This window comes from Pseudomonas sp. NPDC086112, from assembly GCF_044746425.1.
In the GTDB taxonomy this organism is placed as follows: Bacteria; Pseudomonadota; Gammaproteobacteria; order Pseudomonadales; family Pseudomonadaceae; genus Aquipseudomonas.
Window position 1 is genome coordinate 78,591 of the sequence record NZ_JBIVCD010000016.1, and the last position, 22,967, is coordinate 101,557.

The following is a 22,967-nucleotide window of genomic DNA, read 5'->3' on the forward strand; positions in this document are numbered from 1 at the left end:
ATGGGCTGGGCGGGCCGGGGCGTCATGTCCCGAGCGGTTCCTTACGCACGCAATAGACCGGGTCATTTGCTTTCCGCCTGTTTCAGCTCCAGCACTTCTTTAGGGGTGACCATGTCGCCTTTGTTGTTGCCCCAGGCGTTACGTTCGTAGGTCACGACCGCTGCGATATCGACTTCCGAGAGTTGCTTGCCGAACGCCGCCATTGCGGTGCCGGGCTTGCCGTGGAAGACAATGCTCAGGTGATCCTTGATCGGTCCGGTGGCGATTTTCGAGCCCTTGAGTGCCGGGAACATCGGCGGCAGGCCCTGGCCTTCAGCCTGGTGACAGGCCACACAGGTGGTGTGATAGACCTTGTCACCGCGCTCCTTGAGCTCGTCGAGGGTCCATTCCTTGCTGGTCAGCTCTTTGAGCTGCGCAGCTTCCGCCTTGCGCTCGCCCAGCCAGGTTTCGTAATCGGCCTTTTCCTTGACCTCGACCACGATGGGCATGAAGCCGTGATCCTTGCCGCACAGTTCGGCGCATTGGCCACGGTAGATGCCGGGCTTTTCGACACGGGTCCAGGATTCATTGACGAAGCCCGGGATCGCATCGCGCTTGACCGCGAAGGCCGGCACCCACCAGGAGTGGATGACGTCGGCGGAAGTCACCAGGAAGCGCACCTTGGCACCGATCGGCAGCACCAGCGGCTTGTCGACCTCCAACAGGTAATGCTCGCCCTTGGTTTCCTTGTTGTGGATCTGATCGGCGGGGGTGGTCAGGTTGCTGAAGAATTCGACGTCCTGACCCAGGTACTTGTAGTGCCACTTCCACTGGTAACCGGTGACCTGGATATCGATATCCGGCTCAGTGTTGTCGTACATCTGGATCAGGGTGGCGGTTGCGGGAACCGCCATGGCCACCAGAATGAGCAGGGGCACGATGGTCCAGAGAATTTCGACGGTGGTGCTTTCATGAAATTTTGCGGCCACCTGCCCGGTAGAGCGGCGGTGGACCATCATCGACCAGAACATGGCGCCGAAGACGATGATGCCGATCACTACACAGATCCAGAAAATGGTCATGTGCAGGTCGAATACTGCGTGACTTATTTCAGTCGCTCCAGGCGCCATATTCACAGTCCAGGCCGCTTGCGCCTGACTGAAAATCGACCACAACAGGAGGCCCATCCAGACATGTGGATGTCGCATCATTGCGGGTTCCCCTTATAGTTCTTTTTATCCCGCCGGCTTTCACCTGCGGCAAGGGAGCGGCTTTTTCAGACTACGAACTTGAATCGCCGAGCCTTGCTGCATATGCAGTCGGGCGTCATCAGCTAACTCCATTCAGATCCGAGTATAGACAGCGACTGCCACCTCGCAATGCGATGACGTAAATCGACTGAAACAGGTTGGACTTGCGTTCCATGTCACGAATGGAGAAGGATGCAGACGAGTGGTGGCAAATCGATATAACGTAGACGTCTCAAGGATGAAATAATTATGACAAATGCGTCTTAGGCTTTTTCATAAGCCAGCTAAGTTATGTCTTCCCTATTTCATTGCCTTGTTTCCTGGAGTTTTCATGAACACCGCCGCATTGCGCGAGCAGATCCAAAAAGCCCAACAACACGAGGCCGAGACCGGCCTGTTAACTCGACAACTGGAAACCCAACTGCCGCACCTTCACTCCGCCATCCAATTGCCGGATGTCGATGCCAACGGCGTCATGACGCGTTTTGTGGCCGCGTATATAGAACAAGTGCCGGACCTGCTGGACGCAGCCAATGAAGTCGCCAGGGAAGCGGGCATCGAGTCGCAGATCAAGCCGGTGCTGACAATCGCGGAGCAGTTTTTCCTCCAGCCGCCGGCAATCATGGCTGGTCACGTCGGCCTGGACAGCCTGCTGGACGAAGCCTATCTGGCACATCGGTTGGTCGAAGAGGTCAACGATCTGTACATCAAGCATTTTGGCCAGCCATTGATCCCCTTGGACATGACAGTTGCCAACCTGATTGCCCACCAACTGATCGGCGAGGAATTTGCCAATCAACTGGATGAGGCGGTGCATCACGCTGTGGACGAGATGCTTAACGATGAGAGTTTCGCGCTGGAGTCGGTAGAGGCCTACCGCGAGAAACTCAACAGCCCGGACACCGGCGCTGCGTGGAAGCGCTGGCCGTGCCTGTCGCGCCAATTAGGCGTGGGCCTTGAGCTGGATCAGCCAGCGGCCTAAGTCTATGCAATACCTGTAGGAGCGAGGCTTGCCCGCGAAGACGGCGTGACATTCAACATTGATGTCGACTGACACGCCGCCTTCGCGGGCAAGTCGGATCGCCGCACCGCTCGCTCCTACAAGTAGCTTAAGCGGCTGAGCCTACTCCGGTTGTGGTACGTAACCGTCCTTCAAGCCTGCGCTTCAACCCCCGCGCTTCGATTAACAGCTTCGAACCCTTCGCCGCATTGGCCCGGCCCCACTCCTCAAGCAACTCCAGACACGAGTGATCGATGTAGCTCAGGTTATTGAGCGGCACATGCACCGTTGCACCTGCGGGAATGCTCCCCAGCACTTGGGTCAGCGCCGGTACCTTGAGGAAGGTCGCCGCCCCCACCAGTCGCAGCTCCATCTCGCCGTCTGCCGGCAGATCGATCAGGCTGATTTTCAGGCGCGAAGCCTTCCAGGCCAGTTTGGCCAGTGTCAGGCCAAAGCCGATCAGCACGCCGGTCAGCAGGTCGGTGAAGATGATTGCCAGTGCGGTCGCCGCATAGGTGAACATCGGCATCCGGCCATAACGGCCCAGACCGCGAAAGGCCTTGAGATCTACCAATTTGAAACCGGTGTAAACCAGAACCCCCGCCAGACTCGCCACCGGAATGCTTTGCAGCACGCTCGACAGCAGCAGCACGAAAGCCAGCAACCATAGGCCATGAAACACCGTCGACAGTCGGGTGGTGGCGCCGGCCTGAACGTTGGCCGAACTACGCACGATCACCCCGGTCATCGGCAGCGCGCCGAGCAACCCACAGAGCATGTTGCCCACACCTTGCGCCGACAATTCGCGGTCAAAGTCCGAGCGCTGACCGCTGTGCATGCGATCCACGGCGGCGGCCGAGAGCAGGGTTTCGGCGCTGGCAATAAAGGCCACGGCGAAGGCGGCGATCAGCAAGGCCGGGTCTGCGAGATTGAGCAAGTCTGCCGGGCGTAGCCAGTCGATGGCTTCCGCCAGGTTGGCGGGGACTTCCACGCGTTTGATCTGCAATGCGAGCATCAGACTGGCGACCGTTGCCAGACCGACCCCCAGTAATGCTCCCGGAATGAAACGCAGAGAATGCGGGCGAAATTTTTCCCACAGCCACATCACGGCAATGGTCGACAGTCCGAGCAAACCCGCCTGCCAGCCAAACGACGGCAAAGCCTGAATCAGCGCAGCGGGGAAGGCTGCCAGGTTATCCAGCCCCGAAGGCTTGGGCACGGCATCGAGCATCACATGCACCTGTGACAGCACGATCAGCACCCCAATCCCGGCGAGCATGCCGTACACCACCGCTGGAGCGGTGACCCGAAACCAGCAACCCAGTTTCAAACGCCCGGCCACCAATTGCAGAAAACCCGCCAGCAGCAGGATCGGCCCGAGCATGGCAATGCCATGTTGGCGCACCAGTTCGAACACCAATACCGCCAGACCCGCTGCCGGGCCGCTGACTTGCAGCGGCGAACCGGCAAGCCAGCCGACTACCAGGCCCCCGATAATGCCGGTGATCAGGCCTTTGGACGGCGGCAGCCCCGAGGCGATGGCGATGCCCATGCACAAGGGCAGGGCGACCAGAAATACAACCACCGAAGCCAGCAGCTCCCGTGGCAGAACAGCTTTTAGTTGAGCGGCACGCATTGTGGCTCTCCCGGAGTTTTTTTCAGGCGTGGCAAAGCCGTGCCGCCAGATCGGCAGCCTCGGCTAAACCATACTTAGGAGGATTTAGAAGCGCGCTTTGGGCGTCGCCACCGGAATGGGATGGCTGCCATCGAGCGGCAGGAAACAACCCTGATCCGCATCGTAAGCCTGGATTTCGCTGGTTTCGATGTTGTAGACCCAACCATGGATAAACAGCTGACCGTTTGCCATGCGCGAGGCCACTGATGGGTGCGTTCGCAAATGTTGCAACTGAGCAATCACATTCTCTTCGGTGAGGATGTGCATGCTCTCGTTTTCATCCGTGCAATGGCAGTTGTCTTGAACCATGGTTTTCGCCACTTCGGCATGACGCAGCCAGGCCTTTACCGTCGGCATCTTTTCCAGGCTCTGCGGGTTGAGCACTGCACGCATGGCGCCACAGTCAGAGTGCCCGCAGATAATGATGTGCTGTACGCCGAGGGCCAGCACCGCGTATTCGATGGCCGTGGAAACACCGCCGTTCATTTGCCCATAAGGTGGCACGACATTGCCGACGTTGCGGGTCACGAACAAGTCGCCGGGAGCGCTTTGGGTAATCAGTTCGGGAACGATGCGTGAATCGGCACACGCGATGAACATCGCCCGAGGCCGCTGGGCCGTGGCGAGTTTTTTGAAGAGTTCTTCCTGCTGCGGAAAGATCTCGTGATGAAAGTGCAAAAAGCCGTCAACGATATGCTGCAGCGCTGCATCGGCGGTTTCCGCCTCGGGTTGGGCTGAAGCCGACGCAGCCAACGGCTGTTTATCCTTGTCACTCATGATTCATCCTCTTTGGCGGAGTCAGGGGAATTTTCCCGTTTTGTCCGGTGTGAAGCCAGTGGCTGTTTAAAAAACATCCAGGTCGAAGAGCCAGACCCATCAGTCACTCGATGAACAAGGTAGCCGTTGAAACTTAACTCAAACTGAATAAAACGCTCTAGAACGAGTGTTCCAGGTCACAAAAAACGTGACCAGCCTAAAGCGGTGTATCGTTTTCACTACTCAACCATAGGGCTAATTGTCCTTAAATCAACGACATTTGGCGACCCGGCGGACAAAAGGCTTCGCAATCCAGATTGAAACCTTCCCGATTATTGAGCCCCAGACGCTTGATGGTTTTGGCGAAGCGTTGCGCCAACAGGTCGGCAAACGGCCCTTCACCACGCATACGAGCGCCAAACCGACTGTCGTAAAGCTCGCCACCACGGCTTTGGCGGATCAGGCTTAGCACATGAGCTGCACGCTGAGGATAGTGGGCGGCCAGCCACTCTTCGAACAGCGGCGCCACTTCCAGCGGCAGGCGCAACATCATGTAGGCCGCACTTTGCGCGCCGGCCGCATGAGCTTCGGCCAGCAGGCTTTCGAGTTCGCTGTCGTTGATCATCGGAATCATGGGTGAACACAAGACCCCCACAGGAATACCGGCCTCGCGCATCACCCGGATCGCCCGCAGTCGCGCTTTGGGCGCCGCGGCACGTGGTTCGAGGATGCGTTTGAGTTCATCATCCAGCGTGGTCAGGCTGATCATTACAGCCACCAGCCTTTTCTCGGCGAGTTCAGCCAACAAGTCCAGATCGCGAAGAATCAGCGAGCCTTTAGTGATGATGGTCACCGGGTGGCGGTAACGCAGCAGCACTTCCAGGGTTTTACGGGTGATTTTGTGTTCGCGCTCGATCGGCTGATAAGGGTCGGTATTGGAGCCAAGGTTGATCGGCGCGCATTGATAGCCGCGTTTGGACAGTTGTTCTTCCAGCACGTCGGCGGCGTTGGTCTTGGCGATCAGTCTGGTTTCGAAATCCAGCCCCGGTGACAGATCCCAATAGGCGTGACTGGGCCGTGCATAGCAATAGATGCAGCCATGCTCGCAGCCGCGATAGGGGTTGATCGAGCGATCGAACGGCAGGTCTGGCGAATTATTGCGGGTAATGATGGTTTTTGCCGTCTCGATGCGCACCTCGGTGCCTTGGGTGATCGGCGCTTCCTGATACCAGCCGTCATCCTCGACCACCGTACGATTGGGCGCGAAGCGATTGTGCGGATTGGTGGCGGTGCCGCGACCGCGGGGTGGCAGAGGAGTGTTCATCGACTAATACCTTTGCTGTATGTGCATACAGTATACGAGGCGAGGAAAAGCGGCCAGTGCCGTTCGGCACTTGAGCATTTGATCAGCGTTTAGCGCCTGCCTTAACTGTTCAATAATTGCATCTTGCTGCAACTCGATGAAATAGATAACGGATAGTCTGAAATTAATAAGCTCAGTATTATCGACTGCACACGAAGTCTCGTGGATACTTATTAAAAGGAATTAATCTATGTCGTTTTTTAATCAGCGTGGTATCTTTTTGCAATTACTGGCCCCCAGTGTTGTCGATCCACAACAAGCGCGAGTATCGATGCAACTTGCCCGTAAAGAGTTGGGTTGGGATGAGGTCAACGAGGTACAGACAGAGGCCTTGGTCGATTCCGTCTACGTAGAGGCCGTCTCCAGCGATGGCGGCGGGTCGTTCAGCATAAAGTCGGTCAACAGCGATGTGGACGGCGATGGTGATATCGACAGCGACGACAAGGCAAAACTGTTGGCTTTGGCCAAGGCTTATTCAAATATTGTAAATCCTTGACTTCATAGTGCCAGACCTGCATGAAAGTTCATGCAGGATTGGCTTGTTTTATTTAACGCTTAGAGGCGTGATTGCAAGGTGCAGTTAGTTAAGTATTGAAGATAATCCGAGTTGACGGATTAAACCTGGATTTCCCCCCCCCAATGCAGCTTCAAAAGACTGATTCACATTTCTTTGACAGTCAGCTCACAGACCTTTGACCGTTCAGGACTGAAGCTGGGTGCCATCTTCCCACCTCTTCCTGAACAGTTATCCAAACATGCCTCTAGCGCGTTATATATCTGCGATGTGTTTGTCGCTGGTCTCATTGTTCAACCTGACGTTGGCCCTCGCTGACGACAGCTCCTCGCCCCGTCCGGCGGAGTGGGCTCAACCAGTGGAGAGGCAACACAATCTCTTTGAGATGTCCCCGATGCTCTATCGCAGCGCATTGCCTGACGCTGGCTCGGTGCAATTGCTGGAAAAACTCAACGTCGGGACTGTAATCAACTTCCTGCCCGAACCGGACTCAAGCTGGTTGTCCGCACCCGGTATCACTCAAGTACACCTGCCTTATCGCACCAATCATGTGGATGATGCGGATGTACTTAAGGTGCTGCGTGCGATTCAAACTGCCGAATCAAAAGGGCCGGTGCTTATGCACTGCAAACACGGCTCGGACCGCACTGGCCTGATGGCCGCGATGTACCGGGTGGTGGTGCAAGGCTGGAGCAAGGAAGATGCCCTGAACGAAATGACCCAAGGCGGCTTTGGTGACAGCACGCATTTCAAGGATGGTGTGCGTTACATGATGCAGGCCGATATCGACAAACTTCGTACGGCGCTGGCCAATGGTGATTGCAGCACCAGTCCGTTTGCCAGTTGTTCGATGAAGAACTGGTTCAAATCGGCCCATGTCGAGTAAGTAATACCTCCCACTGCATTGCGCAGTGGAAGGTGATTTTCGGTACTCAGTGTTGCTCGTCTGGTTTCTTCTTCAACTTCGGGTTCGGGAAAAACTGCACGGCCTGAACCTTGGCGTCCGGCACCTTGAGTGCCGAAGTATTGACCCGCGTGCCCAATTCCTTGGGCACCGACAGACCTTGTTCATTCAGCGTATCGGAATAACCGCAGGCCACGCACTCGCGATGCGGAACTGTGTTTTCGCTCCACATCATCAACTTGTCCGGCTCGCTGCAGGCCGGGCAGACCGCGCCGGCGATAAAGCGTTTTTTGGTGATCACAGATTCCTCACTCATGCTGCCGCGTCCTCACTCAGGCCGCTATGGCGCAAGAGTGCGTCAATCGATGGCGCACGGCCACGGAAGTCGACGAACAGCACCATTGGTTCCTGAGAACCGCCCCGCGCCAGGATCGCTTCACGGAAGGCGCGACCGGTTTCGGCATTGAGCACGCCGTCTTCTTCGAATTTCGAGAAGGCATCGGCCGACAATACTTCAGCCCACTTATAGCTGTAGTAACCCGCCGCGTAACCACCGGCAAAGATGTGGGCGAAGCTGTTGGGGAAGCGATTGTAGGCCGGCGGACGCATGACCGAGACTTCGTCGCGCACGCTTTCGAGCACTTCCAGCACGCTGCGGCCGTCATCGTGGGTGGCGTGCAGTTCGAAGTCGAACAGCGAGAATTCCAGTTGGCGGACCATCATCAGGCCGGACTGGAAGTTCTTCGCCGCGAGCATTTTCTCCAGCAGGTCCTGAGGCAACGGCTCGCCGGTTTCGTAGTGACCGGAAATCAGCGCCAGACCTTCCGGCTCCCAGCACCAGTTTTCCATGAACTGGCTTGGCAGCTCGACCGCATCCCAGGCGACGCCGTTGATGCCAGACACGCCTGCATGCTCGACGCGGGTCAGCAGATGATGCAGGCCATGACCGAATTCGTGGAACAGGGTGGTCACTTCATCGTGAGTCAGCAGGGCCGGTTTACCGCTGTCGGCCGGAGTGAAGTTGCACACCAGGTTCGCCACCGGGCTTTGCAGCACGCCATTGATCGTGCGGCGATGATCGCGGGCGCCGTCCATCCAGGCGCCGCCGCGCTTGTTGGCGCGGGCATACAGGTCGAAGAAGAATCGGCCGACGTGCTGGCCGTTTTCCTTGATTTCGAACAGGCGAACGTCCGGATGCCAGGTGTCGAAGCCTTTCAGCTCGGCGATCTCGATGCCGTACAGGCGCTGGACGATGCTGAACAAACCACCCAGAACCTTGTCGATCGGGAAGTACGCGCGAAGGGTTTCCTGGGCGACGCTATAGCGCTGTTCGCGAAGTTTTTCACCGTAGAAACCGCTGTCCCAGCTTTGCAGGTCCGGGCAACCTTGTTCGGCGGCGTAGGCCTTGAGCTGTTGCAGATCCTGGACGGCGAACGGCTTGCTGCGTTTGGCCAGGTCGCGCAGGAAACCCAGCACCTGATCGTTGGACTCGGCCATTTTGGTGGCCAGGCTCAGCTCCGAGAAGCTGGAGAAACCCAACAGTTTTGCCAGTTCCTGACGCAGGTCGAGGATTTCTTCCATGACCGGGCCGTTGTCATTCTGACCGGCGTTCGGGCCTTGGTCCGACGCACGGGTGCAGTAGGCGGCATAGACTTCTTCACGCAGGGCGCGGTCCTGGGCGTAGGTCATCACCGCGTAGTAACTCGGGAATTCCAGGGTGATCAGCCAGCCGTTCAGGTCCTTGGCTTGCGCGGCGGCGGCCATTTGCGCCTTGGCCGAATCGGTCAGGCCGGCGAGGGCGGCTTCGTCGGTGACGTGCTTGGTCCAGGCCTGGGTAGCGTCGAGCAACTGGTTGGAGAAGCGGCTGCCCAGCTCCGACAGTTTGCTCTGCACGTCGGCATAACGCTTTTGTTCGGCTTCAGGCAGGTCGATACCCGACAGACGGAAGTCGCGCAAAGCGTGTTCCAGGATGGTTTTCTGCGCCACATCGAAACCGGCGGCCTCAGGGCTGTTGGCCAGCGCTTCATAGGCTTGAAACAGTTCACGGTTCTGGCCCAGCTCGGTGGCGTAGGCGCTCAGGGCCGGCAGGCAGGACTCGTAGGCTTCGCGCAACTCGGCGCTGTTGCACACGGCGTTGAGATGGCTGACCGGGCTCCAGGCGGCGCCCAGACGATCGTTGAGCTCATCCATCGCCAGCACCAGGCCGGCCCAGGTCGGTTGTTTGCCCTGGATTTTCAGGATGTCGACGATGGCAGCGCGGTTGTCAGCCAGGATCTTTTCAATGGCCGGTTGCACGTGTTCGGCACGGATCGCCGAGAATGGAGGCAGGTCGTAGGACTGCAGAAGAGGGTTGTTCACGCTCACGGTTGGCACCTTGGCTGGAAAACATGCGGGAAGAAACATGGCCCCATCTTAATTACAATCGACGCTCACCGCAGCTATCAGCAAAAGAGAGAGAGCCTATCGTGACCCTTCGCAAGTATCAGAACCACACGCCGCTGCTGGGCAAAGGCGCCTTTGTCGACGGCTCGGCGGTGGTGATCGGCGACGTCGAAATCGGCGAAGACAGCTCCGTCTGGCCGCTGACAGTGATCCGCGGAGACATGCACCGCATCCGAATCGGTGCGCGCACCAGCGTGCAGGACGGCTGCGTGTTGCACATTACCCACGCCGGACCATTCAACCCCGATGGCTTCCCGTTGCTGATCGGTGACGATGTGACCATCGCGCATAAAGTCATGCTTCATGGTTGCGCCGTGGGGAACCGGATTCTGATCGGCATGGGCAGCATCGTCATGGACGGCGCGGTAGTCGAGGACGATGTGATCATCGGCGCTGGCAGCCTGGTACCCCCGGGCAAGCGCCTGGAAAGCGGTTTCCTCTATGTTGGTAGCCCGGTGAAACAGATCCGGCCGCTGACTGACAAGGAAAAAGCCTTTTTCACCTACAGCGCGGCGAACTACGTGAAGCTGAAGGATCTGCACCTGGCCGAAGGCTACGACCAACTCTAAGCCGCTTGATAATGGAAAGTGCCTCCCTATTGCCCAGGAATTTTCATGCATTACCAAACCGTACTGTTCGACCTCGATGGCACGCTGACCGACCCGCGTGAAGGCATCACCCGCTCCATCCAGTTCGCCCTGAGCAAACTAGGGATCGATGAACCGGACCTGACAAGGCTTGAACATTTCATAGGCCCGCCATTGTTGCAGGCGTTCATGCAGTTCTACGACTTCGACGAGCCCAAGGCGTGGGAAGCGGTGAATTTCTATCGCGAGCGCTTCAAGGTCACCGGTCTGTATGAAAACCGCGTGTTCGACGGCGTCACGCCGCTGCTGGAAACCCTCGGTGAGCAAGGGCGACAGCTGTACATCGCGACTTCCAAGCCATGGGTTTTCGCCCGGGAAATCGCCCGGCACTTCGACTTCGCCAAGCATTTCAACGTGATTTATGGCAGCGAGTTGGATGGCACGCGGACCAACAAGGTCGAGCTGATTGCGCACTTGATGAACGAAGAAGGCCTGGACCCGGCCAATACCCTGATGATTGGCGACCGTAAACACGATCTGATCGGCGCCCGCAGCAATGGACTGGACGCGGCGGCGGTGGGTTATGGGTTTGGCAGCCGGGAAGAATTGAGCGCAGAAGCACCGGCGTATCACTTTGAGACGCTGGAGGAGATGCATCAGGCGTTTTTGCAGCGTTAGTTGAATTGCCTTCGCGGGCAAGCCTCGCTCCTACGGGAAGACGCGTAAATTCCGTAGGAGTGAGGCTTGCCCGCGAAGGCGTTCCCCCAGACACATCCTGAGCAACTGTTCTCACTCCAATCCCTTCTAATCGTCCTAGCCTTAACACTCCGGCCACGATCAAGGAGGATCATCATTGCCAGAACTCAAACATGCTCATCGATTGCGCTCCGGGCGATATTCGGAGTCAGGACAGATTTACCTGCTGACTGCCGTGGTTTTGAATCGAGAACCCTTGTTTCGAAACTTCAAGAACGGGCGTCTGGTGGTCGATGCTTTTAGAACTGCTGAGCGAGAAGAGCTTGCAACATCGTTAGCCTGGGTGGTCATGCCAGATCATTTTCATTGGTTGATTGAGTTACAGAACACTCAACTATCCACTTTGATGGCCCGTACCAAGTCCCGGATCGCGGTGACGGTCAATCGCTCGATTCGCCGTCAAGGTCCGGTTTGGCAGCATGGCTATCATGATCGCGCCATTCGCAAGGAAGAAGACTTGCAGGCAGTTGCTCGATATATCGTTGCCAATCCGTTGCGAGCGGGATTGGTAGAAAAGGTCGGGGACTATCCGTTGTGGGATGCGATTTGGCTGTAGCCGACTTTGGGGAACCTGGGCCGGCCTCTTCGCGGGCAAGCCTCGCTCCTACGGAATGTCCGTCGCCTGCACCGTCGTCGCCCGACTGTAGGAGCGAGGCTTGCCCGCGAAGAGGCCCGCTCAGCCACCGGAGCTCGCTGATCCGGCCAACACGTTCAACGCCGCCTTACGCTCCTCAACCGGTAAAGCGCCCAATTTCTCCACCGCCGCATAAAACCTCACCCAATCCCCCTCGACCTGTCTGAATAGCGCGGCAAACGCTGGCACCCATTGGTCATACAAACCAAACGGCAACAGCCGGGCATTGTTCATCGGGGTGTTAATCCAGGCATCGTAGCGTTTGTTCCCGGCCCATTGGCTGTCGCGTAGCGTCCGGTATTCACGGTGCAATTGTTCGAACTCTGCCGCTTTGCGCTCGCGCATTTGCTCGGCAGGCAGTGGCAGAGCATATAGCCGCTCCAGTCTCTTGCGGGTGTCCAGAACCAATTGGATGAACTGATCGCGTTGCCGCACCAAAGCTCCATTATCCGGTGGCATGCCTCGAAATGCGCGCCATTGGCGAGAGCCCTCCTGCTCGACGAAGGTGGCGAAGGACTCGTTGAACTCGGTGTCGTCTTTCACATAAAGACGTTGATGGGCGAGTTCGTGGAAAATCAGCGTGGCCAACCGTTCGTCGCCCCAACCCATCATTGAGCTCATGATCGGGTCGTTGAACCAACCGAGCGTCGAATAGGCCTCGACGCCGCCAATCGACACGTCCATACCTTGCAATCGTTGCAACGCGGCCTCACCGCGGGCAGCACTCTGGCTGTAATACCCGCGATAGGCGACGCAGCCCGCGATTGGGAAGCAATGGTTCTGCGGCTTCAGCGAAAACTCCGGCGTGGCAAAGACGTTCCAGACTACAAACGGTCGGCCAATGTCGGCATACAGGCGGTAGCTCTGGTTGTCCGGCAGGTGCAGGTGTTGGCTCGCAAATGTCCGGGCCTTTTGTGATTGGGCCAGATGCGCGCGCAATTGCTGATCGCGACCGGGATCGGCAATCACACTGGAAACCGGCTCCCGTGCCCGCAGCAAGTGCAGCTGACCACTGGCCAATTGGCCGTAGTAGCTGATGCTGGCGCAGCCGTTAAATAACAAAAGAAGCATCCCCGGAAACAAAATGCGTAAAACGCGATCAAGTAACCCAAGGCTTGGACGCGGCCTGATCAAAATGAATCATCCCTGGAAAGTCTGCCCGCAAGACTATCCCGCCTATTGGAGCTCCGCTATGCGCAAGTTGATGCTGACGGGAGGCCTGCTGATGCTGGCCGGTTGTGCTGGACTACCCACCCCTGATCCTTCACAGGCATGGATCGATCTGGATACACGGCAGGAAGACACCGCGCTGCAAGCGGTAGAAGTCGATGACAAGGCTTCCATCGACAAGCGTTACTTCGAGGTGCAGCCCGGTAGCCATGAGCTGACGGTTCGCTACTTGTTTGCTGTCCAGCCGACCAACATTGGCCCCAACGCCGAGCCGCTGTGGCGCGACTGCCAGTTGAATGTGAAATTCAAGGAATTCAACGCCGGTCAGCGATATCAGCTGCAAGCGGGATACATCGGCTTTCGGCCGTGGGCGAAGCTCTATGATCAACAGCGAAAAGTGATTGGACAGGGCACACCGGCAGGCTGCCAACGTACTTGATCGACGCTATGCTGAATGATCAGTCCTTGGGAAATTCATCATGCGCAGGTTGTTGCTGTTGCTCGCTGCAGGCGCCTTTGTCGGTTGCACGAGTCCGTTGCCGGCGGTCGATCCACAAATGGCATGGGTCGACTTCGCTACGCCGAGCCCCGGCGGGAAACTGCTGATGGCCGATCGGCTGGACAACCAGCGGCTGAGCGATGGGCGCTACTTTCAGGTCACCCCGGGTAGCCATGAACTGAGAGTGCGTTTCGATTTTGAAGTGTTTGGTGGTGGCTCAGGCTTGATGAATGCTCCGCTGGAGCGGCTGTGCTACCTGACCATCAATTACGACCATTTCGAGGCCGGCCAGCGTTACCTGCTGGAAGCGCGTTCTATAGCGTTCACCCCCAGCGCCCGGCTCTACAATGCCAAGCGGGAAATTGTCGCCGAAGATCGGCTGGCCAACTGCGTCATGTGAGACGAATCAACGGTCATTTTTTTGGTAGATGATTTTCTTGGTGCCGCCTTCGCATGAACCGACGACCATGTTCTGATCGTGCACTTCGTCGTTGGTGACGATTTCCAGGGTGTAGGACGAGACGTTATTGGCTTGGATCTTGGCTTCGATCTCGGCCTTGAGTTCCTCACAGGATTTCGGTGCCGCGAGGGCCGATGTGGCCAGCGTGCAACAGATAACCGCCAAGGCAAAACGTTTCATGGTTGAAGCTCCCTTAAGGCAGCGCGCATGGTGATGCGCTGAAGCTGCTGTCATTTATTCGACCACAGTTTTGTCTGTCAGGTTATGTTTCAGGACAAAAAAAGACCGCAACCTGCGCAAGGGAGCCCGCGAAGGCTGCGATCTCAGCTAGCGTATCAACCCATTATTATCAGCTGACCAACGTCGCATCCAGACTGATTTTCGCATTCAACACTTTGGACACCGGGCAGCCTTCTTTGGCTTTATTGCTCAGTTCCTCGAATTGCGCCTGGGTCGCCCCGGGGATTTTCGCCTTGAGAATCAGCTTTACCGCGGTGATTGCAAAGCCACCGTCTACCTGGTCCAGGGTCACTTCGGCGTTGGTGTCGATGCTGTCGGCCTTGAGGCCGGCATCGCCGAGAATCATTGAAAACGCCATGGAGAAACAGCCCGCGTGAGCCGCGCCGATCAGCTCTTCCGGATTGGTGCCTTTACCCCCTTCGAAACGGGCCTTGAAGCCGTAGGGGGCTTCTCTGAGGACGCCGGTTTCCGTGGAAATCGAGCCGATACCGGTTTTCAGATCACCTTCCCAATGAGCCGATGCTTTCTTTGTGATAGCCATGTCTGCCTCCTCAAGATCCGGCGCGAAACGTCGCGCCTTCGTGGTTTTCGGTTACCAGGGTTCTGAGGATAGACCGTCAGGCAAAGTTCACCTCATCTGATCGGTCCTCTAATCGCGTAGGATTTTTGTCTCTCCTATTGAAACTCGGGTATATGCCCTCATTGCATAGAACACGCTTATAGACTCGGCAGGTTTTCGTTCGTGAAAAAACCTGCTTACCCATTGGAGAAGCAGGTTTATGAAACGACTATCCGATATCAAGTTCTCGACCCTGGATCTGGTGCCCGTGCGGGAGAACGGCAGTGCGGCCCAGTCCCTGCACAATTCTTTGGATCTGGCGCGGCACGTGGAAAAATTCGGCTACAACCGCTTCTGGGTCGCCGAGCACCACAACATGGACGGGATCGCCAGTTCGGCGACCTCGGTTCTGCTGGGCTATCTGGCTGGCGGCACTTCGACCATTCGTGTCGGGTCGGGGGGCGTGATGCTGCCCAACCACGCGCCACTGGTGATCGCCGAGCAGTTTGGCACCCTTGAAAGCCTGTATCCGGGGCGGATCGATCTGGGCCTGGGGCGCGCCCCCGGCTCCGATCAAATGACCGCCCGCGCCTTGCGCCGTGAACGTTCCGGCAGCGCCGACGACTTCCCGCAAGACGTGACTGAACTGATGCGCTACCTCGGCCCACGTACGCCAGACCAGCGGATCATTGCCATGCCGGGTACCGGCACGAATGTCCCGATCTGGTTGTTGGGTTCGAGCCTGTTCAGTGCGCAGTTGGCGGGTGAGCGCGGTTTGCCCTACGCCTTCGCTTCACATTTCGCACCGCGCTTCATGCATGAGGCGATTCGCGTCTACCGCAACCACTTCAAGCCTTCAGCGGTTTTGGATAAGCCCTACGTGATGCTCGGCGTGCCGCTGGTGGCTGCAGACACTGATGAGCAGGCCGATTACCTGGCCACTTCGGTCTACCAGCGGATTCTCGCGTTGATGCGTGGCCAAAGCCTGGTACAACGCCCGCCAGTGAAGACCATGGACGGTCTGTGGCTGCCCCATGAGAAAGAAGCGGTCGGTGATTTCCTTGGCCTGGCCATGGTCGGCAGCCCGCAGAAAATTCGCGCCAAGCTGGAAGTGCTGATCGAACAGACGCAGGCCGATGAGCTGATTTTTACCTGTGACCTGTACGAACATGCCGATCGCCTGCACTCCTATGAGTTGCTGGCGCAGGTCATGAAGGGCTGAAGCGCAATCGCACCCACAAAAAAGCCGACGCCATTGCGTCGGCTTTTTCATTTTCGAGGGCGGTCAGCCCTGCTTGTAGACGATTTGCCTGGAGCCTTTTTCACAGGTGCCAACGACTTTTCCGTCAGCAGCAGCGCCTTTGTCGACGATCTCCAGTGTGTAATTGGAAATGCCCTTGGCATCCAGTTTCGCTGAGATTTCGGCTTTCAGCTCGTCGCACGACTTGCCTTGGGCAAAGGCTGTTCCCGCAAGGCTCAACAAACCTATCGCCAAAATAAACTTCTTCATGGGTTGCACTCCCTGGTCGGATCAATAGGGGAGCGCATCCAGCTATCGGCCGGACGCACTCACCACGTAGCGCTTTGCCATTCCCTATGGCATTCGGCCGGCGCGCAAGTTCAGAAGACTGGCTTAAGCTCAGCTACTGGCAATCCGGAATCCGACTTTAAGCGTCACCTGGAAGTGTGCCGCTTTGCCGTCCTTGATGTGCCCGCGGGTTTCGGTCACTTCGAACCATTCCATGTACTTCAGACTCTTGTTGGCTTCGGCCAGGGCATTGTTGATGGCGTCTTCAATGCTGGTGGTGGATGAGCCAACCAGCTCGACTTTCTTGTAGGTGTGATGGTCAGTCATGGCGTTCTCCTAAGGGTGTGAAATACAGCCTAGCAGTGATTTTTCTTATGTCTTCTGTCGAACAATCCGTGGGGAATTTCAGATTTACTGCACTTTCTCAAACCCCTGAAGTCCCAACCAACACACGCAACTCAAACAATGCAGGAGATTTACCATGGCCAACACCTCGTTACGTAAAGCCTCATTGCAAAGCATGGAAGCCGAGATCGAGAGTCTGCTGAAATCGTTGGAAAGCCTGAAGGACGACGCCTCGGACGAATCGCGTAAAACCCTTAAAACGCTGAAAATCAACGCCGAAAACGCGTTGAAGCATTCGCGTCATCTGCTCTCCGATGCCTATGAAGAGGTCAAGGTCAAAACCCGTGAAACCGGGATCGCGACACGTGACTACGCCCAGGAACACCCTTGGACTACAGCCGGTGTCGCCGTTGGTGCGCTGGGGCTTCTGGCGGCCTATCTGTTGTGCAAGCGCGGTAATTAAGGTGCCTGACGCAGTTCGTTTTTAAGCCACTGCGCCAATTGCCGAGCGCGCCCGTCCGCGGCGCGCTTGGGTAGCCACAACGCCAGTTGCGCCGGGGTTTCACAGAAACCCCATGGCGCAACCAGGCGACCGGCCTTCAAGTCTTCTGCCACCAGCGGCTCAGGCGCGATGGCCACACCCAGCCCGGCCACTGCCGCCTCAAGCAAATAATACAAATGCTCGAAACCCTGACCGTACCTCAGCGCCTTGGCGTCGAGGCCGCTTTGCTGTGCCCAACTCGGCCAGGCTTGCGGACGTGAGGTGGTGTGCAGCAAGGGTTCGGTCAGCAGGGCGTTTGCCGGTGCGCTCTGCAGCCTTTCGTAGCCGACGAATCGTGGGCTCATGACCGGGCCGATGCGTTCGCTGGCCAGTTCATAAACTTGCATGTCCGCCGGCCATGGCGGCTCGGCAAACACCAGCAAAGCGTCCAGGCCGGGCCGCCGTGGATCGAGATCGCCTTCGCCAGCCGACAGGTGCAAACGCAGATCCGGCAGATCCGCATTGAGCCGCCCCAAACGCGGAATGAACCAGCGCGCCAGCAGGCTGCCCGAGCAGCCGAGCACGAACGGTGCATCGGCGGTGCTTTGGGTCAGTTCGGCGCAAACGCTGCGCAATCGCTCGAAGGCTTCACCGCTGACATCGCGCAAACGGACACCGGCATCTGTGAGTTTCAGGCCGCGCCCATCCTTGATGAACAGGCTCACGCCGAGGTGTTCTTCCAGTACCTTGAGCTGTCGGCTGACCGCACCATGAGTGACGTGCAGCTGTTCGGCGGCCTGACTGACGCTGTTCAGGCGGGCAGTGGCTTCGAAGGCGCGAAGGGCGTTCAGCGGAGGAAGGTCGTGGCTCATGGTATCTGTGAGTTTTTCTGACAGGTTGCGGCGATCTTATCGGTTTTCAGTGCGGGATGTCAGGGGTAGAGTGAACCCCATCGTCACCTCTCGAATACAACTGGAGCGACCCATGACCCAGACTAACCTGCGCAACGGCCCCGACGCCAACGGCCTGTTCGGCGCGTTCGGTGGCCGTTACGTCGCCGAAACCCTGATGCCGTTGATCCTCGATCTGGCCCGCGAATACGAAGCGGCCAAGGAAGATCCGGCGTTCAAAGAAGAATTGGCCTACTTTCAGCGTGATTACGTCGGACGTCCAAGCCCACTGTATTTCGCCGAGCGTCTGACAGAGTTCTGCGGCGGCGCGAAGATTTACCTCAAGCGCGAAGAGCTGAACCATACCGGCGCGCACAAGATCAACAACTGCATCGGCCAGATCCTGCTGGCGCGGCGCATGGGCAAGAAACGCATCATTGCCGAGACCGGCGCTGGCATGCACGGCGTGGCGACCGCCACCGTGGCTGCGCGTTTCGGCCTCGATTGCGTGATCTACATGGGCACCACCGACATCGAACGCCAGCAAGCCAACGTGTTTCGCATGAAGCTGCTGGGCGCCGAAGTGATCCCGGTGGTCGCTGGCACCGGTACCCTCAAAGATGCGATGAACGAAGCCCTGCGTGACTGGGTGACCAACGTCGATAGCACCTTTTACCTGATCGGCACCGTCGCCGGCCCGCACCCATATCCCGCCATGGTTCGCGACTTCCAGGCTGTGATCGGCAAGGAAACCCGCGAGCAGTTGCAAGCCCAGGAAGGCCGTCTGCCCGACAGCCTGGTGGCGTGCATCGGTGGTGGTTCCAACGCCATGGGCCTGTTCCACCCGTTCCTCGATGACAAGAGCGTCGAGATCATCGGCGTCGAAGCCGCCGGTTACGGCATCGAAACCGGCAAGCACGCAGCCAGCCTGAACGGCGGCGTACCGGGTGTGCTGCATGGCAACCGAACTTTCCTGTTGCAGGACGACGATGGCCAGATCATCGACGCTCACTCGATCTCTGCCGGCCTCGACTATCCAGGCATTGGCCCGGAACACGCCTGGTTGCATGACATCGGCCGCGTCCAGTACACCTCGGTGACCGACGACGAAGCCCTCGATGCGTTCCACAAATGCTGTCGTCTAGAAGGGATTATTCCTGCACTGGAAAGCGCCCATGCCCTGGCCGAAGTGTTCAAACGCGCACCGACGCTGCCGAAAGATCACCTGATGGTGGTCAATCTGTCCGGCCGTGGTGACAAAGACATGCAGACCGTGATGCACCACATGGAACACTCTCAGCAATCCAAGCAGGAGAAACACTGATGAGCCGCCTGCAAACGCGTTTTGCCGAACTCAAGGAACAGAACCGCGCCGCCCTGGTGACCTTTGTGACCGCTGGCGACCCGAGCTATGACACGTCTCTGGCGATCCTCAAAGGCTTGCCGGGAGCGGGTGCCGACGTGATCGAGTTGGGCATGCCCTTCACCGATCCAATGGCCGATGGCCCGGCGATTCAACTGGCCAACATTCGTGCCTTGGGCGCCAAACAAAACTTGGCGAAAACCCTGCAAATGGTTCGCGAGTTCCGCGAAGGCAATAGCGAGACGCCGCTGGTGCTGATGGGTTACTTCAACCCGATTCACATGTACGGCGTACCACGTTTCATCGCTGAAGCCAAAGAGGCCGGTGTCGATGGCCTGATCGTGGTCGACTTGCCGCCCGAGCATAACGGTGAATTGTGCGACCCGGCACAGGCGGCGGGCCTGGACTTCATCCGTCTGACCACTCCGACGACTGATGACGTGCGCTTGCCGACTGTTTTGAACGGCAGTTCCGGCTTTGTTTACTACGTGTCGGTGGCGGGTGTGACCGGTGCGGGCGCGGCGACTCTGGAACATGTCGAAGAAGCCGTCACCCGTCTGCGTCGCCATACCGATCTGCCGATCAGCATCGGTTTTGGTATCCGTACTCCAGAGCAAGCGGCGTCCATCGCGCGTCTGGCTGACGGTGTGGTGGTGGGGTCGGCGCTGATCGATCACATCGCTAATGCCTCAACACCGGATCAGGCTGTGGAGGGCGTACTCAGCTTGTGCGCAGCCTTGTCCGAAGGCGTGCGTAAAGCACGGGTCAGCTGAAGGTAAAGTTCCTGATACAGAGGAATTAGAGCCTCGCGGCACAGACTAAACAGCAAGACCGAGGGCTTCAGGGCTACGTTCTGGAGCCCACAAAAAGATCGCAGCCTTCGGCAGGCGCTGCCGAAGGCTGTGATCTTTTGCTTTCAGGGCAACTCCAACCCACCTGCAGCCTTGTGCAGCTTGCGCAAATGTTCGCCAACCTGCTTCAGGTTGGCTTCGTTGGCGGCCATCTCGGCGGCTCGACTCGGTTCGAGCAACGCTCTCACTTCCTTGTCGAGATCCCCGGTCAGCGCTTGCAGCTGCTTCTGGCGCAGATTGCTTTCCGACTCCAGACGCGTCCACTCGTTCGGTTGCGGCAAACCATAACCGCCGGTGCCGAGCAGTTCGGCCGGACGACTGAGGAAGCCGCTGTTGGCGAGAATCTCCTGCAAGGTCGCATTGGCCTTGTCCATGCCGCCATTCTTCAATTCCCGAGCGCCCAGATAACGTTGCTTCACTTCGTCCTGGGCCAACACCATCTGCTGACGGAAACTGGCCTGTTCCAGCAGCAATAACGCCGCGCTGGTGCGCAAATCAGCCTGATTAATCCATTTGCGACGCTCATCAGCTTTCAGGGACAGCCAGTCCTCGACCTTGTCCTGCTTGATCGGCAAATGCTTTTTCAGCACTTCGAACATCGCTTGATAACGCTCGCGGAAGGAGTCGAAGCGATAGCCCAGGCGCAGTGCTTCGCGGGGATCATCCAGCACGCTGGTGTTTGCCAATCCACGGCCCTTGAGCACTTCCAGCAAGCCGTTGGGCATGATGCTGTCGAGGCCGACCAGTTGCGCATTGTTGGTGCTGCTGCGCAGTAATTTCAGGCCTTCTACCGCGCAGTTGTTGGACAGGAAAAAATAGTTGCCGTCGTAACTCCAGTGCATCTCCGCGGCGTGTTCCACTACATCTTCGATCTCGCTATGCGACAGGTTCAGCGGCACCGATGCGAGGCTGCGCAATTCGGTTTTGGTGTATTCGTCGATCACCTGGGCCAGCGGCAAGACAAACAGGCGCGACGGATATTTACCCACCAGTCCATCCCAGCTCGACAGCTGTAGGTCACCGACGAAGGCGCGGTAGGACAACACCAGATGCTGATCCAGATCCAGTCGACAATCCGGCCCACGTGGCCGACCCGGTGCACAGATCACCAGTCGCAGCATGCTGTGGCCCCAGCGGCTGACCCAGTTCTGGTTGGCTTCGGCCAGAAGATAGTCAACCGCGTAAACCCGCTCCGGATCGACTTGGCCCAAGGGCTGCTTGGCGAAGTCGTTACCCGCATTGAGGAAGGCGAATGATTGGGCGCATGTGTCTTTGGCGGCGGGCGCCCAACCGAAATGTTCTTTGTAGTAGCGATACAGCGCAGGACGACGGCAGGCATAGCTTGGGTCGAGAAGGAAGTACTCCATGTTGACCGCGACGAACTCCTTCGGGCTGCTCGTCTCGTAGATGTCCGGGGTGCGGGCAATCTGCCGGTTGTGTTGTTCGCGCTCGCCGCGCCGACCGACGTATTGCGGCCAGCCGGCCAAATCCAGCAGACGAGGGTCATCGCTGAGGGTCCAGCGTCGCTCCGTCTGCCCACGGCATTGGTCGGGGATACCGATCAGCCCGGAGCTGTTGTTACGTTGCTTGCAGCGCTGGATCAGCGTGCGCTCGGCGTCTGGCCACAGACGCGCACGGTCATAAATATGGGTGAGTTCGTGCAACACCGTGGCGAGCATTTCCCGGCGGACGGTGCCGTGGGGACGATACGTTTTTTGGGTCGCGGCGCTGCCATTGGTGAGGCTGGCGAGCAAATTGCGGTTCAGGTCGAGTTCGGACACCAGTGACGCCTGGCCGTAAGCATCGCTCGGCATGTCGTCGGTCCAGCCGACGTCAATGCGCCGGTCCAGTTGCTCGATGAAGCGCGGCGGTAACGCCTGCATGGCTTCATCGAGCAGCGCCTGACTGGCCTGCTGTTGCGCGGGGCTCAGACCGTCGGTCTTGAGCCGTAGTTGCAGGCTGGCCTGAGCTGTGTTGCCAAGCAGCAACACAACCCCGGCCAGCAGCCAGGCGCCGAGCGACTTCACAGTGCGAGAATGGCTTCGGCGAGAACCTGATCACTGGCGTCGCGGGCTTCCGGCACGCGAGTGCGCAAGGTGTCGAAGGCCGCTTCCAGGTGCGCACCACGGATTTCACCCTCGCTGGCGACGAAACTGGCTGCATCGTCGTGGGCTTCACGGACGATCTTCGAATCGCGGATGGACGTGGTGGTGTCGGAAGTGAAATCAAGCGTGCGTTCGGAAGCACGAATGATGATGTTACTGGTGGCTACCAGGGTTTGCGCCTGGGCCACATTGGCCAACAACAGCAGGCCAAGGGTGGCAGCAATCAGCGGGCTACGCATGGAACGACTCCGGAGGAACAAGGGATAACTATTGGACGAGAATTGCTTGCGCCAGTTCAAGGTCGCTGGCATGAAGTTTTGGCTGGGTCCGGCGCAGGTAAATCAACGCGGCCTCCAGTTGTGATCCTCGCAGTTGACCGTCACTGGCAATGAACGCGGCAGCGTCATCCCGGGCGGCGATCAGCAGTTTATGGTCGAAGGGCGCTGAGGTCACCATGCTGGAGGCATAACCACTGGCCACGGTGCCTTGCGTAGACAGGTTGAAAGCATCGAAGGCGTGGGCCGAACCCGACCAGCAAGCCGCAAGAAAAACCGCAGTGATCGAAATACTTGAAAGAAAACGCATGAGACTCGATAGCTAAAAGCGAGTCCCAAGG

Annotated in this window: 27 protein-coding genes; 12 read left to right on the forward strand and 15 right to left on the reverse strand. The window is 58.0% G+C overall.

What is annotated here, in order from left to right; all coding sequences use genetic code 11:
- Positions 1 to 62: 62 nt before the first annotated feature.
- Positions 63 to 1,190: a cytochrome c oxidase subunit II gene (gene coxB / locus ACIPLA_RS14085; protein WP_192345236.1), complete on the reverse strand. Its 1,128-nt coding sequence runs from the start codon at positions 1,188 to 1,190 to the stop codon at positions 63 to 65.
- Positions 1,191 to 1,560: 370 nt separating this feature from the next.
- Here coxB and ACIPLA_RS14090 point away from each other — a divergent pair, with 370 nt between their 5' ends.
- The gene (locus ACIPLA_RS14090) at positions 1,561 to 2,211 is read left to right on the forward strand and encodes a hypothetical protein (protein WP_192345237.1); all 651 of its coding nucleotides are present in this window, start codon (positions 1,561 to 1,563) and stop codon (positions 2,209 to 2,211) included.
- 127 nt (positions 2,212 to 2,338) lie between these two features.
- Here the strand turns inward: ACIPLA_RS14090 and ACIPLA_RS14095 are convergent, their stop codons facing one another.
- From ACIPLA_RS14095 to ACIPLA_RS14105, 3 genes are all read right to left on the reverse strand, one after another.
- Positions 2,339 to 3,865, reverse strand: coding sequence for a SulP family inorganic anion transporter (locus ACIPLA_RS14095; protein ID WP_401173636.1), 1,527 nt, complete (start codon positions 3,863 to 3,865; stop codon positions 2,339 to 2,341).
- 84 nt (positions 3,866 to 3,949) lie between these two features.
- Positions 3,950 to 4,681 carry a carbonic anhydrase gene (locus tag ACIPLA_RS14100; protein WP_008076209.1) on the reverse strand — a complete coding sequence of 244 codons (732 nt, stop codon included), beginning with the start codon at positions 4,679 to 4,681 and terminating at the stop codon, positions 3,950 to 3,952.
- A gap of 244 nt (positions 4,682 to 4,925) precedes the next feature.
- The gene (locus tag ACIPLA_RS14105) at positions 4,926 to 5,984 is read right to left on the reverse strand and encodes a PA0069 family radical SAM protein (protein WP_401173637.1); all 1,059 of its coding nucleotides are present in this window, start codon (positions 5,982 to 5,984) and stop codon (positions 4,926 to 4,928) included.
- A gap of 229 nt (positions 5,985 to 6,213) precedes the next feature.
- Here ACIPLA_RS14105 and ACIPLA_RS14110 point away from each other — a divergent pair, with 229 nt between their 5' ends.
- Both ACIPLA_RS14110 and ACIPLA_RS14115 read left to right on the forward strand, forming a co-directional pair.
- The gene (locus ACIPLA_RS14110; protein ID WP_218395793.1) at positions 6,214 to 6,519 is read left to right on the forward strand and encodes a hypothetical protein; all 306 of its coding nucleotides are present in this window, start codon (positions 6,214 to 6,216) and stop codon (positions 6,517 to 6,519) included.
- A 259-nt stretch (positions 6,520 to 6,778) separates the two neighbouring features.
- On the forward strand, positions 6,779 to 7,423 hold the full coding sequence (locus tag ACIPLA_RS14115; RefSeq protein WP_192345241.1) for a dual specificity protein phosphatase family protein: 645 nt from the start codon (positions 6,779 to 6,781) through the stop codon (positions 7,421 to 7,423).
- A 46-nt stretch (positions 7,424 to 7,469) separates the two neighbouring features.
- Here ACIPLA_RS14115 and ACIPLA_RS14120 read toward each other — a convergent pair whose 3' ends face one another.
- Both ACIPLA_RS14120 and prlC read right to left on the reverse strand, forming a co-directional pair.
- Complete coding sequence (locus ACIPLA_RS14120) at positions 7,470 to 7,757, reverse strand: YheV family putative zinc ribbon protein (RefSeq protein ID WP_192345242.1); 288 nt, start codon at positions 7,755 to 7,757, stop codon at positions 7,470 to 7,472.
- Entirely contained in the window at positions 7,754 to 9,805 is a 2,052-nt protein-coding gene (prlC, locus tag ACIPLA_RS14125) for an oligopeptidase A (RefSeq protein WP_401173640.1), read from the reverse strand. The genes ACIPLA_RS14120 and prlC overlap by 4 nt, the downstream gene beginning before the upstream one ends.
- 101 nt (positions 9,806 to 9,906) lie before the next feature.
- Here prlC and ACIPLA_RS14130 point away from each other — a divergent pair, with 101 nt between their 5' ends.
- The 3 genes from ACIPLA_RS14130 (at position 9,907) to ACIPLA_RS14140 (ending at position 11,782) form a co-directional block, all read left to right on the forward strand.
- Entirely contained in the window at positions 9,907 to 10,452 is a 546-nt protein-coding gene (locus ACIPLA_RS14130; protein ID WP_007902790.1) for a gamma carbonic anhydrase family protein, read from the forward strand.
- 45 nt (positions 10,453 to 10,497) lie between these two features.
- The gene (locus ACIPLA_RS14135) at positions 10,498 to 11,148 is read left to right on the forward strand and encodes an HAD family hydrolase (RefSeq protein WP_218395799.1); all 651 of its coding nucleotides are present in this window, start codon (positions 10,498 to 10,500) and stop codon (positions 11,146 to 11,148) included.
- Positions 11,149 to 11,323: 175 nt separating this feature from the next.
- Positions 11,324 to 11,782 carry an REP-associated tyrosine transposase gene (locus ACIPLA_RS14140; RefSeq protein ID WP_401173642.1) on the forward strand — a complete coding sequence of 153 codons (459 nt, stop codon included), beginning with the start codon at positions 11,324 to 11,326 and terminating at the stop codon, positions 11,780 to 11,782.
- 120 nt (positions 11,783 to 11,902) lie between these two features.
- On the opposite strand, the gene ACIPLA_RS14145 is transcribed toward ACIPLA_RS14140, so the two are convergent.
- Positions 11,903 to 12,994 (reverse strand): aminopeptidase, encoded by a 1,092-nt coding sequence (locus ACIPLA_RS14145; RefSeq protein ID WP_401173644.1) that lies wholly within the window; start codon positions 12,992 to 12,994, stop codon positions 11,903 to 11,905.
- Between the two features lie 58 nt (positions 12,995 to 13,052).
- On the opposite strand from ACIPLA_RS14145, the gene ACIPLA_RS14150 reads away from it, so the two are divergent.
- Positions 13,053 to 13,469, forward strand: a complete 417-nt coding sequence (locus tag ACIPLA_RS14150) for a hypothetical protein (RefSeq protein ID WP_218395804.1) — start codon at positions 13,053 to 13,055, stop codon at positions 13,467 to 13,469.
- Between the two features lie 40 nt (positions 13,470 to 13,509).
- A complete protein-coding gene (locus ACIPLA_RS14155; protein ID WP_218395806.1) occupies positions 13,510 to 13,929 on the forward strand; it encodes a hypothetical protein in 420 nt (139 codons plus the stop codon).
- Between the two features lie 6 nt (positions 13,930 to 13,935).
- On the opposite strand, the gene ACIPLA_RS14160 is transcribed toward ACIPLA_RS14155, so the two are convergent.
- Both ACIPLA_RS14160 and ACIPLA_RS14165 read right to left on the reverse strand, forming a co-directional pair.
- Entirely contained in the window at positions 13,936 to 14,169 is a 234-nt protein-coding gene (locus tag ACIPLA_RS14160) for a DUF1161 domain-containing protein (RefSeq protein WP_048397315.1), read from the reverse strand.
- Positions 14,170 to 14,338: 169 nt separating this feature from the next.
- The gene (locus ACIPLA_RS14165) at positions 14,339 to 14,770 is read right to left on the reverse strand and encodes an OsmC family protein (RefSeq protein WP_008152515.1); all 432 of its coding nucleotides are present in this window, start codon (positions 14,768 to 14,770) and stop codon (positions 14,339 to 14,341) included.
- Between the two features lie 238 nt (positions 14,771 to 15,008).
- On the opposite strand from ACIPLA_RS14165, the gene ACIPLA_RS14170 reads away from it, so the two are divergent.
- On the forward strand, positions 15,009 to 16,010 hold the full coding sequence (locus tag ACIPLA_RS14170) for an LLM class flavin-dependent oxidoreductase (protein ID WP_218395807.1): 1,002 nt from the start codon (positions 15,009 to 15,011) through the stop codon (positions 16,008 to 16,010).
- A gap of 63 nt (positions 16,011 to 16,073) precedes the next feature.
- On the opposite strand, the gene ACIPLA_RS14175 is transcribed toward ACIPLA_RS14170, so the two are convergent.
- A complete protein-coding gene (locus tag ACIPLA_RS14175; RefSeq protein ID WP_192345248.1) occupies positions 16,074 to 16,298 on the reverse strand; it encodes a DUF1161 domain-containing protein in 225 nt (74 codons plus the stop codon).
- 129 nt (positions 16,299 to 16,427) lie between these two features.
- Entirely contained in the window at positions 16,428 to 16,643 is a 216-nt protein-coding gene (locus ACIPLA_RS14180; protein WP_007902773.1) for a dodecin, read from the reverse strand.
- A 154-nt stretch (positions 16,644 to 16,797) separates the two neighbouring features.
- On the opposite strand from ACIPLA_RS14180, the gene ACIPLA_RS14185 reads away from it, so the two are divergent.
- Positions 16,798 to 17,124 (forward strand): YqjD family protein, encoded by a 327-nt coding sequence (locus tag ACIPLA_RS14185; protein ID WP_007902771.1) that lies wholly within the window; start codon positions 16,798 to 16,800, stop codon positions 17,122 to 17,124.
- Here ACIPLA_RS14185 and ACIPLA_RS14190 read toward each other — a convergent pair.
- Positions 17,121 to 18,014, reverse strand: a complete 894-nt coding sequence (locus ACIPLA_RS14190) for a LysR family transcriptional regulator (RefSeq protein WP_218395809.1) — start codon at positions 18,012 to 18,014, stop codon at positions 17,121 to 17,123. The genes ACIPLA_RS14185 and ACIPLA_RS14190 overlap by 4 nt on opposite strands.
- A 112-nt stretch (positions 18,015 to 18,126) precedes the next feature.
- Here ACIPLA_RS14190 and trpB point away from each other — a divergent pair, with 112 nt between their 5' ends.
- Positions 18,127 to 19,356 carry a tryptophan synthase subunit beta gene (trpB, locus tag ACIPLA_RS14195; RefSeq protein ID WP_218395811.1) on the forward strand — a complete coding sequence of 410 codons (1,230 nt, stop codon included), beginning with the start codon at positions 18,127 to 18,129 and terminating at the stop codon, positions 19,354 to 19,356.
- Positions 19,356 to 20,168 (forward strand): tryptophan synthase subunit alpha, encoded by an 813-nt coding sequence (gene trpA / locus ACIPLA_RS14200; RefSeq protein ID WP_192345250.1) that lies wholly within the window; start codon positions 19,356 to 19,358, stop codon positions 20,166 to 20,168. The genes trpB and trpA overlap by 1 nt, the downstream gene beginning before the upstream one ends.
- A gap of 143 nt (positions 20,169 to 20,311) precedes the next feature.
- On the opposite strand, the gene ACIPLA_RS14205 is transcribed toward trpA, so the two are convergent.
- Genes ACIPLA_RS14205 through ACIPLA_RS14215 form a run of 3 tightly spaced genes read right to left on the reverse strand, consistent with a single transcriptional unit; the run spans position 20,312 to position 22,936 of the window.
- Positions 20,312 to 22,273 carry a DUF4105 domain-containing protein gene (locus ACIPLA_RS14205; protein WP_401173649.1) on the reverse strand — a complete coding sequence of 654 codons (1,962 nt, stop codon included), beginning with the start codon at positions 22,271 to 22,273 and terminating at the stop codon, positions 20,312 to 20,314.
- Entirely contained in the window at positions 22,270 to 22,590 is a 321-nt protein-coding gene (locus tag ACIPLA_RS14210; protein WP_007902760.1) for a DUF2388 domain-containing protein, read from the reverse strand. The genes ACIPLA_RS14205 and ACIPLA_RS14210 overlap by 4 nt, the downstream gene beginning before the upstream one ends.
- Before the next feature lie 28 nt (positions 22,591 to 22,618).
- A complete protein-coding gene (locus ACIPLA_RS14215; protein WP_401173651.1) occupies positions 22,619 to 22,936 on the reverse strand; it encodes a DUF2388 domain-containing protein in 318 nt (105 codons plus the stop codon).
- Positions 22,937 to 22,967 lie beyond the last annotated feature (31 nt).

Coding starts and splice junctions, on each gene's coding strand:
- coxB (WP_192345236.1), bottom strand. CDS start 1,190: ATGATGCGACATCCACATGTCTGGATGGGCCTCCTGTTGTGGTCGATT.
- ACIPLA_RS14185 (WP_007902771.1), top strand. CDS start 16,798: ATGGCCAACACCTCGTTACGTAAAGCCTCATTGCAAAGCATGGAAGCC.
- ACIPLA_RS14170 (WP_218395807.1), top strand. CDS start 15,009: ATGAAACGACTATCCGATATCAAGTTCTCGACCCTGGATCTGGTGCCC.
- ACIPLA_RS14160 (WP_048397315.1), bottom strand. CDS start 14,169: ATGAAACGTTTTGCCTTGGCGGTTATCTGTTGCACGCTGGCCACATCG.
- ACIPLA_RS14090 (WP_192345237.1), top strand. CDS start 1,561: ATGAACACCGCCGCATTGCGCGAGCAGATCCAAAAAGCCCAACAACAC.
- ACIPLA_RS14155 (WP_218395806.1), top strand. CDS start 13,510: ATGCGCAGGTTGTTGCTGTTGCTCGCTGCAGGCGCCTTTGTCGGTTGC.
- ACIPLA_RS14180 (WP_007902773.1), bottom strand. CDS start 16,643: ATGACTGACCATCACACCTACAAGAAAGTCGAGCTGGTTGGCTCATCC.
- ACIPLA_RS14115 (WP_192345241.1), top strand. CDS start 6,779: ATGCCTCTAGCGCGTTATATATCTGCGATGTGTTTGTCGCTGGTCTCA.
- ACIPLA_RS14210 (WP_007902760.1), bottom strand. CDS start 22,590: ATGCGTAGCCCGCTGATTGCTGCCACCCTTGGCCTGCTGTTGTTGGCC.
- ACIPLA_RS14110 (WP_218395793.1), top strand. CDS start 6,214: ATGTCGTTTTTTAATCAGCGTGGTATCTTTTTGCAATTACTGGCCCCC.
- ACIPLA_RS14120 (WP_192345242.1), bottom strand. CDS start 7,757: ATGAGTGAGGAATCTGTGATCACCAAAAAACGCTTTATCGCCGGCGCG.
- ACIPLA_RS14215 (WP_401173651.1), bottom strand. CDS start 22,936: ATGCGTTTTCTTTCAAGTATTTCGATCACTGCGGTTTTTCTTGCGGCT.
- ACIPLA_RS14165 (WP_008152515.1), bottom strand. CDS start 14,770: ATGGCTATCACAAAGAAAGCATCGGCTCATTGGGAAGGTGATCTGAAA.
- ACIPLA_RS14175 (WP_192345248.1), bottom strand. CDS start 16,298: ATGAAGAAGTTTATTTTGGCGATAGGTTTGTTGAGCCTTGCGGGAACA.
- trpB (WP_218395811.1), top strand. CDS start 18,127: ATGACCCAGACTAACCTGCGCAACGGCCCCGACGCCAACGGCCTGTTC.
- ACIPLA_RS14095 (WP_401173636.1), bottom strand. CDS start 3,865: ATGCGTGCCGCTCAACTAAAAGCTGTTCTGCCACGGGAGCTGCTGGCT.
- ACIPLA_RS14190 (WP_218395809.1), bottom strand. CDS start 18,014: ATGAGCCACGACCTTCCTCCGCTGAACGCCCTTCGCGCCTTCGAAGCC.
- trpA (WP_192345250.1), top strand. CDS start 19,356: ATGAGCCGCCTGCAAACGCGTTTTGCCGAACTCAAGGAACAGAACCGC.
- ACIPLA_RS14100 (WP_008076209.1), bottom strand. CDS start 4,681: ATGAGTGACAAGGATAAACAGCCGTTGGCTGCGTCGGCTTCAGCCCAA.
- ACIPLA_RS14150 (WP_218395804.1), top strand. CDS start 13,053: ATGCGCAAGTTGATGCTGACGGGAGGCCTGCTGATGCTGGCCGGTTGT.
- ACIPLA_RS14135 (WP_218395799.1), top strand. CDS start 10,498: ATGCATTACCAAACCGTACTGTTCGACCTCGATGGCACGCTGACCGAC.
- ACIPLA_RS14105 (WP_401173637.1), bottom strand. CDS start 5,984: ATGAACACTCCTCTGCCACCCCGCGGTCGCGGCACCGCCACCAATCCG.